The organism is Pseudomonas sp. GD03944, from assembly GCF_029839275.1.
In the GTDB taxonomy this organism is placed as follows: Bacteria; Pseudomonadota; Gammaproteobacteria; order Pseudomonadales; family Pseudomonadaceae; genus Aquipseudomonas.
This window is the reverse complement of sequence record NZ_JAOCAH010000001.1, coordinates 131,641-144,338: the sequence shown is the minus strand read 5'-3', so window position 1 is coordinate 144,338 and position 12,698 is coordinate 131,641. Positions and strand designations below refer to the sequence as shown.

General features: G+C 65.3%; 14 protein-coding genes. 7 read left to right on the top strand and 7 right to left on the bottom strand.

Annotated features, from left to right (window positions below; translation table 11 throughout):
• Positions 1-11: 11 nt before the first annotated feature.
• Positions 12-668: a thiopurine S-methyltransferase gene (locus N5C28_RS00700; protein WP_279818935.1), complete on the top strand. Its 657-nt coding sequence runs from the start codon at positions 12-14 to the stop codon at positions 666-668.
• 56 nt (positions 669-724) lie between these two features.
• On the opposite strand, the gene htpX is transcribed toward N5C28_RS00700, so the two are convergent.
• The 4 genes from htpX to N5C28_RS00680 all read right to left on the bottom strand — a co-directional run bounded on the left by htpX (position 725) and on the right by N5C28_RS00680 (position 4,109).
• A complete protein-coding gene (htpX, locus tag N5C28_RS00695) occupies positions 725-1,597 on the bottom strand; it encodes a protease HtpX (RefSeq protein WP_279818930.1) in 873 nt (290 codons plus the stop codon).
• Between the two features lie 92 nt (positions 1,598-1,689).
• Positions 1,690-2,142, bottom strand: coding sequence for a hypothetical protein (locus N5C28_RS00690; RefSeq protein WP_279818929.1), 453 nt, complete (start codon positions 2,140-2,142; stop codon positions 1,690-1,692).
• Entirely contained in the window at positions 2,142-2,885 is a 744-nt protein-coding gene (locus N5C28_RS00685; RefSeq protein WP_279818927.1) for an SDR family NAD(P)-dependent oxidoreductase, read from the bottom strand. The genes N5C28_RS00690 and N5C28_RS00685 overlap by 1 nt, the downstream gene beginning before the upstream one ends.
• Positions 2,886-2,897: 12 nt before the next feature.
• Complete coding sequence (locus tag N5C28_RS00680) at positions 2,898-4,109, bottom strand: pyridoxal phosphate-dependent aminotransferase (RefSeq protein WP_279818925.1); 1,212 nt, start codon at positions 4,107-4,109, stop codon at positions 2,898-2,900.
• A gap of 265 nt (positions 4,110-4,374) precedes the next feature.
• Between N5C28_RS00680 and msrB the strand changes: the two genes are divergently transcribed.
• The 3 genes from msrB to N5C28_RS00665 all read left to right on the top strand — a co-directional run bounded on the left by msrB (position 4,375) and on the right by N5C28_RS00665 (position 5,849).
• Positions 4,375-4,776, top strand: a complete 402-nt coding sequence (gene msrB / locus N5C28_RS00675; RefSeq protein ID WP_279818922.1) for a peptide-methionine (R)-S-oxide reductase MsrB — start codon at positions 4,375-4,377, stop codon at positions 4,774-4,776.
• Between the two features lie 120 nt (positions 4,777-4,896).
• Positions 4,897-5,382, top strand: a complete 486-nt coding sequence (locus tag N5C28_RS00670; RefSeq protein WP_279818919.1) for a glutathione peroxidase — start codon at positions 4,897-4,899, stop codon at positions 5,380-5,382.
• Positions 5,379-5,849, top strand: a complete 471-nt coding sequence (locus tag N5C28_RS00665) for a MarR family transcriptional regulator (protein ID WP_279818916.1) — start codon at positions 5,379-5,381, stop codon at positions 5,847-5,849. Before N5C28_RS00670 ends, N5C28_RS00665 begins: the two co-directional genes overlap by 4 nt.
• Here the strand turns inward: N5C28_RS00665 and N5C28_RS00660 are convergent.
• Positions 5,836-8,154, bottom strand: coding sequence for an ATP-binding protein (locus N5C28_RS00660; protein ID WP_279818913.1), 2,319 nt, complete (start codon positions 8,152-8,154; stop codon positions 5,836-5,838). The two genes, N5C28_RS00665 and N5C28_RS00660, sit on opposite strands and share 14 nt — an antisense overlap.
• 107 nt (positions 8,155-8,261) lie before the next feature.
• Here N5C28_RS00660 and N5C28_RS00655 point away from each other — a divergent pair, with 107 nt between their 5' ends.
• Both N5C28_RS00655 and N5C28_RS00650 read left to right on the top strand, forming a co-directional pair.
• Positions 8,262-9,149, top strand: coding sequence for an ATP-binding protein (locus tag N5C28_RS00655; protein WP_279818910.1), 888 nt, complete (start codon positions 8,262-8,264; stop codon positions 9,147-9,149).
• Entirely contained in the window at positions 9,146-9,628 is a 483-nt protein-coding gene (locus N5C28_RS00650; protein WP_279818907.1) for a GAF domain-containing protein, read from the top strand. The genes N5C28_RS00655 and N5C28_RS00650 overlap by 4 nt, the downstream gene beginning before the upstream one ends.
• 61 nt (positions 9,629-9,689) lie before the next feature.
• On the opposite strand, the gene N5C28_RS00645 is transcribed toward N5C28_RS00650, so the two are convergent.
• Positions 9,690-10,424 carry a phosphoadenylyl-sulfate reductase gene (locus N5C28_RS00645; protein WP_279818905.1) on the bottom strand — a complete coding sequence of 245 codons (735 nt, stop codon included), beginning with the start codon at positions 10,422-10,424 and terminating at the stop codon, positions 9,690-9,692.
• A gap of 220 nt (positions 10,425-10,644) precedes the next feature.
• On the opposite strand from N5C28_RS00645, the gene thrH reads away from it, so the two are divergent.
• Positions 10,645-11,262, top strand: coding sequence for a bifunctional phosphoserine phosphatase/homoserine phosphotransferase ThrH (thrH, locus tag N5C28_RS00640; protein ID WP_279818902.1), 618 nt, complete (start codon positions 10,645-10,647; stop codon positions 11,260-11,262).
• Between the two features lie 48 nt (positions 11,263-11,310).
• On the opposite strand, the gene pabB is transcribed toward thrH, so the two are convergent.
• Complete coding sequence (pabB, locus tag N5C28_RS00635) at positions 11,311-12,660, bottom strand: aminodeoxychorismate synthase component I (protein WP_279818899.1); 1,350 nt, start codon at positions 12,658-12,660, stop codon at positions 11,311-11,313.
• Between the last annotated feature and the right edge of the window lie 38 nt (positions 12,661-12,698).

The following is a 12,698-nucleotide window of genomic DNA, read 5'->3' as shown; positions in this document are numbered from 1 at the left end:
GGGAGGACAGCATGCACGCAGAGTTCTGGCAGACGCGCTGGTCGCGCAACGAAATCGGTTTTCACCTCGATGAGGTCAACCCCTATCTACAGCGTCATTGGCCGGCCCTCGGGCTTGCGCCGCAGGCGCGGGTGCTGGTGCCGCTGTGCGGCAAAAGCCTCGACCTGGGCTGGCTGGCCGCCCAGGGGCACGGGGTGGTGGGAGTGGAACTGTCGCCCAAGGCCGTGGAGGACTTCTTTCAGGAACAGCACCTGCAGCCGCAGGTCGAGCAGCGGGATGGGTTCCAAGTCTATCGCGCCGCCGGCCTGGAGATTTTCTGCGGCGACGTCTTCGCCCTCACGCCCGAGCACCTGGGTGTGTGTGACGCCCTGTTCGACCGCGCTGCGTTGATCGCCCTGCCGCCCGAGATGCGGGTCGCCTACGCGGCGCACCTGAAGCGCCTGCTGAAGCCCGGCACGCCTGGCCTGCTGGTGAGCCTGGACTATGACCAGGCGCAGATGAGCGGGCCACCGTTCTCGGTGCCGGATGCAGAGGTGCAGGCGCTGCTCGCCGGACATTGGCGGGTCGAGATACTGGAAGAGGGGGATGTGCTGGGGGACAACTGGCGATTCCTGCAACGTGGCCTCACGCGGCTGGAGGAGCGGGTCTACCGCCTGGGCGTGGTGTGACTGCTGCACCATGAAAAAAGGCGACCCGAGGGTCGCCTTTTTCGTTGCTGCCGGTCTTAGCCGCGCTGACGCAGGGCTTCGATACGCTCTTCCAGCGGCGGGTGGGTCATCAGCAGGCCAGCCAGGCCATTCTTCAGGCCACCGTTGATACCGAACGCCGTCAGGCTGCTGGGCATCTGCACCGGCACGCCCTGTTCGGCACGCAGGCGCTGCAGGGCGGCGATCATGGCGCCGGTACCGGCCAGTCGGGCGCCGGCTTCGTCGGCCTTGAACTCGCGTTTGCGCGAGAACCACATGACGATGATGCTGGCCAGGATGCCCAGGACCAGTTCGGCGAAGATGGTCGCCACGAAGTAGCCGATGCCATGGCCGTCTTCGTTCTTCAGGATTGCCTTGTCGACGAAGTTGCCGAAGATGCGGGCGAAGAACATCACGAAGGTGTTCACCACACCCTGGATCAGCGCCAGGGTGACCATGTCGCCGTTGGCGACGTGGCCGATCTCGTGGGCCAGTACGGCGCGCACTTCATCGGGGGAGAAACGCTCCAGCAGGCCCTGGCTGACCGCGACGAGGGCGTCGTTCTTGTTCCAGCCGGTGGCGAAGGCGTTGGACTCGTAGGCCGGGAAGATACCCACTTCCGGCATCTTGATGCCGGCGTCGCGGGACAGTTCTTCGACGGTCTGCAGCAGCCATTGTTCGTGGCGGGTGCGCGGTTGGGTGATGATCTCGGTGCCGGTGCTCATCTTCGCCATCCACTTGGAGATGAACAGAGAGACCAGCGAGCCGGCGAAGCCGAACACGGCGCAGAAGATCAGCAGGCTGCCATGGTTCTGACCGGTGAAGCGATCGACCCCCAGCAGTTTGAGGGTGATGCTGGCGATGATCAGCACCGCCACGTTAGTGGCCAGGAACAGCAAAATGCGCATCATGGTGTGAAACTACTCCTCACGGGAAAAAAGACGTACGGCTAATGCGGGCTATATAAGGGTGCGCCCCAGGCATCTTCAACTCAGGGACTATTTCAAACTGTGTCGCCCGCGCCAGAGAGGGTGCTTTCGAAAAGCAGGCGGGTCAGCCGGGCAATTCGTTCGCCATGTTGCTGGGCCAGGGATTCGCGCAACTGGAAGGCCAGCGTGGCCTGTACGCGGCGTACGCTGGCGGGCAACGGCTCGCCGTCGCGCAGGGCGTGAGGCACCCCGCGGCTCAGGCGCAGGAAGCCCTTTTCGGTAAGCACAGCCTGGTCGAGGGCGTCGTAACCGATGGTCGAATCGAAGCGGATGTAGCCTTCCTCGGCCAGCCACAGCAGGGCGCCCAGGCAACTTTCGTGGCGTTTGCTCGGCAGGCCGAACTCGTCGGGCTCTTCCCGGCCGATCAGGTCTTCGATGTACAGCGCCATCTTGCGCGGGAAGGCCTGGTACAGCATCAGCAGGCCGCTGGCCGCATCCTTGTAGAAATCGTCGATCTGGAGGTCCATCAGAGCCTGGCCATCAGTGAGGTGGGGAGAAGCGGCAGCAGGCGGCCGATCAGTGCCCAGGGCCAGCCCGGGACGTAGGCGCTGCGCGTGCGTGCGTCGATGTGGTCGGCGATCAGCCGGGCGCCGCGTTCGACACCGATGAGGAACGGCCGGGGGCCGCCATTCTGGTTGATCGGGGTGTCGATGTAGCCCGGCAGGAGCAGGGTGGTGTCGAGGGGGCTGCGGTGCAGCTCCAGCGCCAGGGCTTCCATGTAACTGATCAGCCCGGCCTTGCTCGCCGAATAGCCTGCCGTGCCCGGCAGGCCGCGCTTGCCGGCCACCGAGGCGATGGCCACGAGGTGGCCATGACCCTGCTCACGGAACAGCTCGGTGGCGGCGTCCAGGCAGGCGATCGCGCCCAGCAGGTTGGTTTCCACGGTCTGCCGGTAGCGCTCGAAGCGCCCGCTGCCAGCCTTGCCGGAGAGGCCGATGCCAGCGTTGGCGACGATCCCGTCCAGGCCGCCCAGGGCGTTGTGGGCCAGCCCGATGGTGTCCTGGCAGGCAGCGTAATCGGTCACGTCCAGCGGCAGCACGACAGCCTTGTGGCCGAAGTCCGCGGTCAACTGGGCAGCCAACTGCTGCAGGCTCTCTTCGCGGCGGGCGGCCAGCGCCAGGTCATAGCCGCGGGACGCCAGTTCACGGGCCAGGGCCGCACCGATGCCGGAGCTGGCGCCGGTCAACAGGTAGCGTCTGGCCTGGGTCATGGCGGCGCCGTCTTACTGGCGGTAGGACTTGAGGAAGTTGCCGATGCGGCCGATGGCCTGCTCCAGGTCGTCGACCCGGGGCAGGGTGACCACCCGGAAGTGGTCCGGCCACGGCCAGTTGAAGGCAGTGCCCTGGACGATCAGCAGCTTTTCGGAAAGCAGCAGGTCGAGGACGAACTTCTCGTCGTTGTGGATCGGACAGACCTTCGGGTCGATCTTCGGAAAGGCGTACAGCGCGCCCATGGGCTTGACGCAGCTGACCCCGGGAATGTCGTTGAGCAGTTCCCAGGTGCGGTTGCGCTGCTCCAGCAGACGGCCGTTGGGCAGTACCAGGTCGTTGATGCTCTGGTAGCCGCCGAGGGCGGTCTGGATCGCGTGCTGGCTCGGCACGTTGGCGCACAGGCGCATGTTGGCCAGGATATCCAGGCCTTCGATGTAGCTCTGGGCCCGGTGCTTGGGACCGGAGATCGCCACCCAGCCGGAGCGGAAGCCGGCGACACGGTAGGACTTCGACAGGCCGTTGAAGGTCAGGCAGAGCACGTCCGGCGCCAGGGAGGCGGTGGAGATGTGCTGGGCCTCGTCGTAGAGGATCTTGTCGTAGATCTCGTCGGAGAACAGCACCAGGTTGTGCTGGCGCGCCAGCTCCACGATGTCCATCAGGACTTCGCGCGAGTACACCGCGCCCGTGGGATTGTTCGGGTTGATCAGCACCAGAGCCTTGGTGTTGGGGGTGATCTTGGCGCGCATGTCGGCGACGTCCGGGAACCAGCCGGCCTGCTCGTCGCACAGGTAATGCACCGGCTTGCCGCCGGACAGCGCCACGGCGGCGGTCCACAGCGGGTAGTCCGGGGCGGGGATCAGCACTTCGTCGCCGTTGTTGAGCAGGGCCTGCATGGCCATGACGATCAGCTCGGACACACCGTTACCCAGGTAGATGTCCTCGATGCCGACGCCTTCGACCTGCTTCTGCTGGTAGTACTGCATCACCGCCTTGCGCGCGCTGAACAGACCCTTGGAGTCGCTGTAGCCCTGGGCGGTGGGCAGGTTGCGGATCACGTCCTGGAGAATTTCTTCCGGGGCTTCGAAACCGAACGGCGCCGGGTTGCCGATGTTCAGCTTGAGGATGCGGTGGCCTTCCTCTTCCAGGCGCTTGGCGTGCTTGAGCACGGGCCCACGAATGTCGTAGCAGACATTGGCGAGCTTGTTCGATTTGCTGAGTTGCATGTGAGTGATCCCGAAATGAGGAAATACCGCGCGACACCCGGGGTGCGGCTGGCGAATCGTCGAAGGGGCGAGGGCATGGCGGTGGCGTGGCGAAACGGTGTGTCCGTTGCGCAGGAGCGGCCGAACCGGGTGCCCTGGCCTTCCTGCGATCCGCGAAGCCTTGGCAGGGTGTGATACCAGTGACAGACTGGGGGCGAATGATACGTGGCAGCCCGACCTTGGCAAAGGTACAGGTCGGGCTTTTTTCTGTTGAGGAGACCAGCCTGTGGACAAGCTCGAAAAACCGCTGGAAGCCTGGCGCGAAGAACTGTCGGACACGCAGTTCCATGTCTGTCGCCTGGGGGGCACCGAACGTGCTTTTACCGGTGAATACCATGACAGCAAGACCCCGGGCCTCTATCACTGCGCCTGCTGCGGCACGGCACTGTTCGATTCCGATGCCAAGTACGACTCCGGCAGCGGCTGGCCGAGCTACTTCCAGCCGGTCAGTGACGACGCCATCGCCAGCCTGGACGATTTCAGCCACGGCATGCACCGCATCGAAGTCAAATGCGCCAAGTGCGATGCCCACCTGGGGCACGTGTTCCCGGATGGTCCGGCGCCCACCGGCCTGCGTTACTGCATCAACTCGGTGTCACTGAAACTGATACCGCGCGACGCCGAGTGACGGCATAGCGTCGAGGCACAGGCCCGCTATCAGCGGGCCTTATTTTCGTGCAATTGAATTGCATGCAATTCAATTGCACGCTACTTTGAGTGCACCTTTTCTCTCCCGAGACGACCCCGCATGAGCAACGAACTCTTCGATATCCCGGTCACCACCATCCAGGGCGAACAGAAAACCCTCGGCGATTTCGGCGGCAAGGCTGTGCTGGTGGTCAATACCGCCAGCAAATGCGGTTTCACCCCGCAGTACAAGGGCCTGGAAAACCTGTGGCAGCAGTACAAGGACCAGGGGCTGGTGGTCGTCGGCTTCCCGTGCAACCAGTTCGGCAAGCAGGAGCCGGGCAACGAAGGGACGATTTCCGAGTTCTGCGAGCTGAACTTCGGCGTGAGCTTCCCGCTGTTCAAGAAGATCGACGTCAACGGCGCCCAGGCCCACCCGCTGTACGTGCAGCTGAAGAAGCGCGCCCCCGGTCTGCTTGGCAGCCAGGGTATCAAGTGGAATTTCACCAAGTTCCTGGTCAGCGCCGACGGCAAGCAGGTCAAGCGTTTCGCGCCGACCACCAAGCCGGAAGACCTGACGGCCGAGATCGAAGCGCTGCTCAAATGACCGAGCCGCTGTTCGATACCGAGGCGGCGCTGCTGCTGGACAACCAGCTGTGCTTCAAGCTCTACGCCGCCTCGCGCACGGTCATCCGTGGCTACAAGCCGATGCTCGACCGGCTCAACCTGACCTACCCGCAGTACCTGGTGATGCTGGTGCTGTGGGAGTGGCAGGGGGCGCTGCCGGCCCAGCCGACGGTCAAGGCCCTCGGCGAGCGCCTGCTGCTCGATTCCGGGACGCTGACGCCGCTGTTGAAACGTCTGGAGCAGCTCGGGTTCCTGCTGCGCACGCGTTCGCGCAGCGATGAGCGCGAGGTGCACCTGGGGCTGACCGAGGCCGGGCAGGCGCTGCGTGAGCAGGTACTGCCATTGAAGAACCAATTGCTCTGCGAGCAGGGCGTGAGCGCCGACGAACTGGCGGCGTTGCGCGATCAGGTCGGCGCCTTGCTCGACCGCTTCATCACTCGGCGTTGACCGGTAGCCACTGGTCGAGCAGGGCGGCCAGTTCCTCGCGGCGGAACGGCTTGGCCAGGTAGTCGTTCATGCCCGCTGCCCGGCAACGCTCGCGTTCGTCGAACAGGGCGTTGGCGGTCAGGGCGATGATCGGCAGGTCCGGGTGGCGACCGCCCTGGCGGATACGCCGACTGGCCTCGTAGCCATCCATCACCGGCATATTGCAGTCCATCAGCACCAGGTCGACGGTCTGCGCCTCCAGCAGGTTCAGGGCTTCGCCGCCGTGGTTGGCCAGCAGGACCTCGTAGCCCAGCTTGCTCAGCATGCCCTTGGCCACCAACTGGTTGACCGGGTTGTCCTCCACCAGCAGCACCCGCGCCGGGTGCTTGGGGTTGGGCAGGCTCGGCGCTGCGGGCGCCCCCTGCTCGGTCTGCTGGCCCAGGTTACGCTGTACCGCCTGGAACAGGGCCTGGCGCGACAGTGGCCGCGCCAGTTGTTCGAGGGGGGCCAGCTCCTGGGCCTGCTCGGCGGGCAGGAAGCTGCCGTAGGCGGTCACCAGCAGGATCGGGATGTCCTTGGCCGGGCGCAGGCCGAACAGGCATTCGGGGCAGTCGCTGATCAGCAGGTCGGCCTCGCGGTTGCCCAGGCTTTCATCGATGTCCAGGCGCTGGTAATCCAGGCCCCAGCGCGGCAGCAGGGTGCCCAGTAGCTCGCTGAGCCCCGAGCTGGCGGCGCTCATGGCGATCACCCGCCCGTGTAGCCGAGGCTCCGGCGTAGTGGCCGCCTGGCTCGCCAGGGGCAGCGTGGCGGTGAACTGGCTGCCGAAGCCTTCTTTCGATTGCAGGTCGAGCTTGCCGTGCATGGCCTCGCACAGCTTGCGGGTCAGGGCCAGGCCGAGGCCGGTGCCGCCAAACTGCCGGGTGATACCCACGTCGGCCTGGGCGAAGGGCTGGAAGATCCGGCCGTGGTCGGCCTCGGCAATGCCGATACCGGTGTCGCGCACCACGATGCGAATCCCGCCGGGAGCCTGCTCTACCCGCACATCGACACGGCCGAGGCGGGTGAATTTCAGGGCATTGGACAGCAGGTTGCTGACGATCTGGCGGACCCGGGTCGGGTCGCCGATCACCTGGGCGGGCAACTGCGGGTCGATCAGGCAGGTCAGCTCCACGCCGGGGGTGGCGTTCTGCGACAGCAGGCTGGCGGTGTCCTCGACCAGGGCGCCGAGGTCGAACGGAATCCGCTCCAGCTCCAGCTGGCCCGCTTCGAATTTCGACAGGTCGAGGATGTCGTTGAGCAGTTCCACCAGCACCTTGCCGGAGTCATGGGCGATCGACAGCTGCTGGCGCTGCTCGTTGTTCAGCGGGCCGTCGAGCGACAGCGCGAGCATGCCCAGCAGGCCGTTGAGCGGGGTGCGGATCTCGTGGCTCATGTTGGCCAGGAAGGTCGAGCGGGCCTGGGCCATTTCCATGGCGATGCGCCGCGCCTGGTCCAGCTCCTGGTTGGAATCGACCAGCCGGGCGTTGGTCGCCTTGAGCTCGGCGGTGCGCGCCGAGACGATGTTTTCCAGCTCGCCGAGGTACTGGGTCAGGCGGTCCTCGGCGTTGCGGCGCTGCTCGATTTCCGTGGCGATACTGCTCAGCTGCTGGTTGGTGACGTTGACCAGCACACCAATTTCATCGTGCTCGTGGTGGGGTGGGCAGGGCAGCTTGCTGGGGTTGGGCGAGCGCAGGTCGCGGGTGCTGAGGCCGCGGATCACCTCGACCAGGGGCTTGGTCAGCATGAAATAGAACAGCACCAGCAGGATCAGCGACAGCAGCAGGCTGCGGGTGAAACCGGTGACCACGGTGAGCAGGGCGCGCTTGAGGAAATGGCTGCCGAAGGCGTAGGTGTCGACTTCCAGGCGCAGGACGCCGAGGTCTTCCTCGGGAGCGTGGCTGACGAACAGCGGGCTCTGGAACTGACGCCGTTCGCCGAACAGCGAGTCGCTGAACACCCGGTAGCTGCTGTCGGCCGGGGGGCGGCTGACGCTGGCCAGGGTCATGCCGCTGTTGTCGATGATTTCCGCGCGGATCACCGCGGGCGAACGCAACAGCCCCAGCACCAGTTCCTGGGCCAGTTCGGCGTCGATGTTGTAGGCGATGCGGGCGGCGGGGTTGTGGCTGATCTCCATCAGCGCATTGATTTCGCGGTTGATGGAGGCGTCTTCACTGGCATAATCGATGCCCACCTGGATCAGGCTGAGGGCCGTGCCAAGGATAAACGCCACCAGAACGGTCAGGCCGGCCTGTTTGAACGACAGGCGCTGGGTTAGCGATATATCCATGAGTGAGTGTGTTGCCCCGTGTCCGTCCGCCTGCCTAGCATAGCCCATCTCCCCCCTCTCTCGGCAGGGGGGAGCACGGTGCTTAGATCCCCCTTGAGGAACACGTCATGGATTCCCAATTGAACGCTTTTCTGCAGCGTGCCGAGCGCGTGCTGACCCGCCTCGAGCCGCTGCTGCCGGCCCAGCGCGATGACATCGACTGGCAGCAGAGCCTGGCGGCCCGCTGGCACCGCGAGGGCCGCAGCGGCTACCTGCAGCCGCTGCGGGTCAGCCTGGACCTGAACCTGGACGACCTGATCGGCGTGGACACCCAGCGCGAGCAGCTGGCGCGCAACACCCGCCAGTTCGTCCAGGGCCTGCCGGCCAACCACGCGCTGCTCTGGGGCGCACGTGGCACGGGCAAATCGTCCCTGGTGCGCGCCTTGCTGGCGGCCCACGCGGCCAACGGCCTGCGCCTGATCGAAATCGAGCGCGACCACCTGGCCGACCTGCCGCGGGTGGTCGAACTGCTGACCAAGCTGCCGCAGCGCTTCGTGCTGTTCTGTGACGACCTGTCGTTCGAAGCGGGCGAGGGCGACTACCGAGTGCTGAAAAGCGTACTTGACGGCTCGCTGGAGCGGGCGCCGGAAAACGTCCTGCTGTACGCCACCTCCAACCGCCGCCACCTGGTGCCGGAGAAGCAGAGCGACAACGAAAACTGGCAGATGGTGGACGGCGAGCTGCACCCGAACGAGGCGGTGGAAGACAAGATCGCGCTGTCCGACCGTTTCGGCCTGTGGCTGTCGTTCTACCCCTTCAGCCAGGAACACTTCCTCGACGTGGTGCGCCACTGGGTCGACGTCCAGGCCAGGCAGGCCGGCCTGCAGTGGCAGTGGGACGAGGACCTGGAGAAGGCCGCCATCCGCTGGGCCCTGGGCCGCGGCAACCGCAATGGCCGATGTGCCTACCAATTCGCCCGGCAATGGGTCGGGCTCAAAATGCTGGAGAACGCATGATCGATCTGAACCAGGCGGGCCAAGGCCTCGACGGCTACCCGCTGCTGGCCGCACAGCTGCAATCGCTGCTGGCCGATGAGCGCGACTTCATTGCCAACGCCGCGCAGTTTTCCGCGTTTCTGTTCCAGGAACTGGAGGACCTCAACTGGGCCGGCTTCTACCTGGCCCGCGGCGAGGAGCTGGTGCTGGGCCCGTTCCAGGGCAAGGTAGCCTGCGTGCGCATTCCCTTCGGCCGTGGCGTGTGCGGTACGGCGGCTGCCAGCCGGCAGACCCAGCGGGTCGAGGACGTGCATGCCTTCGCCGGGCACATCGCCTGCGACAGCGCGTCCAACAGCGAGCTGGTGGTGCCCCTGGTGAAGGAGGGTCGACTGATCGGCGTGCTGGACCTGGACAGCCCGCGCCTGGCGCGTTTTGGCGAAGCTGATCAGCAGGGCATCGAAGCGCTGGCGGCGATCTTCCTGGCGGCTACCGACTGCTGAAGGGGAAATGAACGGCCAGGTCCATAGGCCTGGCCGTTAGGGTCTGAAAGACGGCGGGGCCTCAGATCTTGCTGATCAGGTTGCCGGCGTGCAGGCCACATTCTTTCTGGGTGGCTTCCTCCCACCACCAGCGACCTTCGCGCTCGTGCTGGTTCGGCAGCACCGGACGGGTGCAGGGTTCGCAACCGATGCTGATGAAGCCGCGTTCGTGCAGGCTGTTGTAGGGAATCTCCAGCATGCGGATGTGGTTCCACACGTCTTCGCTGCTCATCTGCGCCAGCGGGTTGAACTTGTACAGCGGCTTGTCCGGGGTGGAGAAGGCGCCGTCGATCTCGACCACGGCGACCTGGCTGCGGGTGCCCGGGCTCTGGTCGCGGCGCTGGCCGGTCGCCCAGGCGCTCACGGTGGACAGCTTGCGGCGCAGCGGTGCGGTCTTGCGGATGCCGCAGCACTCGCCATGGCCGTCCCGGTAGAAGCTGAACAGGCCCTTTTCCTTGACCATCGCCTGCAGCGCGGCGGCGTCGGGGGAGAGCACTTCGATGGCGATGCCGTAGTGGTCGCGCACCTGCTCGATGAAACGGTAGGTTTCCGGGTGCAGGCGGCCGGTGTCCAGGCTGAACACCTTGACGTTCTTGTTGAGTTTCCAGGCCATGTCCACCAGCAGCACGTCTTCGGCGCCGCTGAAGGAGATCCACAGGTCATCGCCGAAGTGCTCGAAAGCGAGTTTGAGGATGTCCTGCGGCGACTTGCTGGCGTAGGTGGCCGCCAATTCGGCTGCATCGAAGGGAAGGCTCATCAGGCTGAATTTCCTAGTTATGGTGACGTCGGGCGTCTTGTGCGGCGATGGTAGCAAAAGCGCGTTATACGGCTAAATAACCAAGTACAGCAGTGCACCTGCTTTTCAGGAATAAGTCGCTGCCCGATGCCGCTGCGCTTTCGCGGGCACGCCGCTTGCGCTGCCCCTGCAACAGCCCCTAGAGTGCGGCCTTCTTTTCAGCCCAACCTAGGAGTGTCCTGTGGAAATCGCGTGTCTTGACCTGGAAGGCGTGTTGGTCCCGGAAATCTGGATTGCCTTCGCGGAAAAAACCGGCATCGAATCGCTGAAAGCGACCACCCGGGACATCCCTGACTACGACGTGCTGATGAAGCAGCGCCTGCGCATTCTCGACGAGCACGGGCTGAAGCTGTCGGACATCCAGGAAGTGATCGCCACCCTCAAGCCGCTGGACGGCGCGGTGGAGTTCGTCGACTGGCTGCGCGAGCGTTTCCAGGTGGTGATCCTGTCCGACACCTTCTACGAATTCTCCCAGCCGCTGATGCGCCAACTGGGCTTCCCGACCCTGCTGTGCCACAAGCTGATCACCGATGAAACCGATCGTGTGGTGGACTACCAACTGCGCCAGAAAGACCCCAAGCGTCAGTCGGTCATCGCCTTCAAGAGCCTGTATTACCGCGTGATCGCCGCTGGCGACTCGTACAACGACACCACCATGCTCAGCGAAGCCCATGCCGGCATCCTGTTCCATGCGCCGGAGAACGTGATCCGCGAGTTCCCGCAGTTCCCGGCAGTGCACACCTACGAAGACCTCAAGCGCGAGTTCCTCAAGGCGTCGAACCGTCCGCTGAGCCTGTAAGCAGCGCCAGCGCCCCGTACGAAAAAGGCCCGCATCTGCGGGCCTTTTTCATGCCTGGAAGCGCTCCAGGGTGTCCAGCAGCACCTTCACCTTGGTGATCGACTCCTGGTACTCCGCCTGCCAGTCCGAGTCGGCGACGATGCCACCGCCGCCCCAGCAACTGATTTGCCCGTCCTTGGCCAGCAGGCTGCGGATGGCGATCGAGCTGTCCATCTCCCCACGCACGTCCAGGTACAGCAGCGAGCCGCAATACAGGCCGCGGCGGGTGGGCTCCAGTTCGTCGATGATCTGCATGGCGCGGATCTTCGGCGCCCCGGTGATCGAACCGCCGGGGAAACTGCCGGCGATCAGGTCCAGCACGTCCTTGTCCGCCGCCAGTTCGCCGGTCACGGCACTGACCAGGTGGTGCACGTTCGGGTAGCTCTCCAGGGTGAACAGCTCCGGCACGCGCACCGAGCCGGTGGTGCAGCTGCGCCCGAGGTCGTTGCGCAGCAGGTCGACGATCATCAGGTTCTCGGCCCGGTCCTTGAGGCTGTCCAGCAGCGCCTGGGCCTGGGCGGCGTCTTCGTCAGGGGTTTGACCGCGGGGGCGGGTGCCCTTGATCGGCCGGGTTTCCACCTGGCCCTGGCTGACGCGCAGGAAACGCTCCGGCGACAGGCTGATGATCGCCGCATCGTCGTCCAGGGCCTGGAACCCGGCGAAGGGCGTCGGGCAGGCGCTGCGCAGCGCCAGGTAGGCCTGCCACGGATCGCCTGCGTAGGGCGCGCGGAAGCGCTGGGCGAAGTTGACCTGGTAGCAGTCACCGGCCTGGATATAGGCCTGGATGCGTTCGATGGCCTGGCGGTAGTCGTCCGCGGCGAGGTCGGCCCGAAACCCCTCCAGCAACTGGAACGGCTCGGCTGGCAGGGGGGCGGTTTGCTCGAACAATTCGATCAGGCGGTAACGTTCGGCGTCGGGCAGTGTCGGATGAAACAGCAGGTGGCTGGTGGCCAGCTGGTGATCGCTGATCAGGGCCCAGGCGTAGAGTCCCAGCTGAGCGTCCGGCAGGTGCAGGTCGTCGGTGGCGTGGTCTGGCAACTGTTCCAGGCGTCGGCCGAAGTCGTAGCCGAGGTAGCCGATCAGGCCGCCGGTGAAGGGTATGTCGTAGCCCGTAGGCGCCTGGGCCGGCCCGAGCTGGCCCAGGGCCGCGCGCAGGCGCGCGAGGAAGTCGTTGGCCGATTCGTCGACGCCGGGTGCCAGCACAGCCAATGGCCAGGCGCTCATAAGGTCATAGCGTCCACGTTGCGCCACGGGGCGTCCTGCATCGAGCAGCACGGCGCCAGGCGCCTGGCGAAGGACGCCAAAGTAGGCTGACGGATCAGCGCGGTAGGGCAGAGGGTGGAGATCGCAGGTTGGCATGCAGGGTTTTCGGCGGTGCGCGGACGTCGATTGTAGAA

Coding starts and splice junctions, on each gene's coding strand:
- N5C28_RS00700 (WP_279818935.1), top strand. CDS start 12: ATGCACGCAGAGTTCTGGCAGACGCGCTGGTCGCGCAACGAAATCGGT.
- htpX (WP_279818930.1), bottom strand. CDS start 1,597: ATGATGCGCATTTTGCTGTTCCTGGCCACTAACGTGGCGGTGCTGATC.
- N5C28_RS00690 (WP_279818929.1), bottom strand. CDS start 2,142: ATGGACCTCCAGATCGACGATTTCTACAAGGATGCGGCCAGCGGCCTG.
- N5C28_RS00685 (WP_279818927.1), bottom strand. CDS start 2,885: ATGACCCAGGCCAGACGCTACCTGTTGACCGGCGCCAGCTCCGGCATC.
- N5C28_RS00680 (WP_279818925.1), bottom strand. CDS start 4,109: ATGCAACTCAGCAAATCGAACAAGCTCGCCAATGTCTGCTACGACATT.
- N5C28_RS00670 (WP_279818919.1), top strand. CDS start 4,897: ATGAGCAACGAACTCTTCGATATCCCGGTCACCACCATCCAGGGCGAA.
- N5C28_RS00665 (WP_279818916.1), top strand. CDS start 5,379: ATGACCGAGCCGCTGTTCGATACCGAGGCGGCGCTGCTGCTGGACAAC.
- N5C28_RS00660 (WP_279818913.1), bottom strand. CDS start 8,154: ATGGATATATCGCTAACCCAGCGCCTGTCGTTCAAACAGGCCGGCCTG.
- N5C28_RS00655 (WP_279818910.1), top strand. CDS start 8,262: ATGGATTCCCAATTGAACGCTTTTCTGCAGCGTGCCGAGCGCGTGCTG.
- N5C28_RS00650 (WP_279818907.1), top strand. CDS start 9,146: ATGATCGATCTGAACCAGGCGGGCCAAGGCCTCGACGGCTACCCGCTG.
- N5C28_RS00645 (WP_279818905.1), bottom strand. CDS start 10,424: ATGAGCCTTCCCTTCGATGCAGCCGAATTGGCGGCCACCTACGCCAGC.
- pabB (WP_279818899.1), bottom strand. CDS start 12,660: ATGCCAACCTGCGATCTCCACCCTCTGCCCTACCGCGCTGATCCGTCA.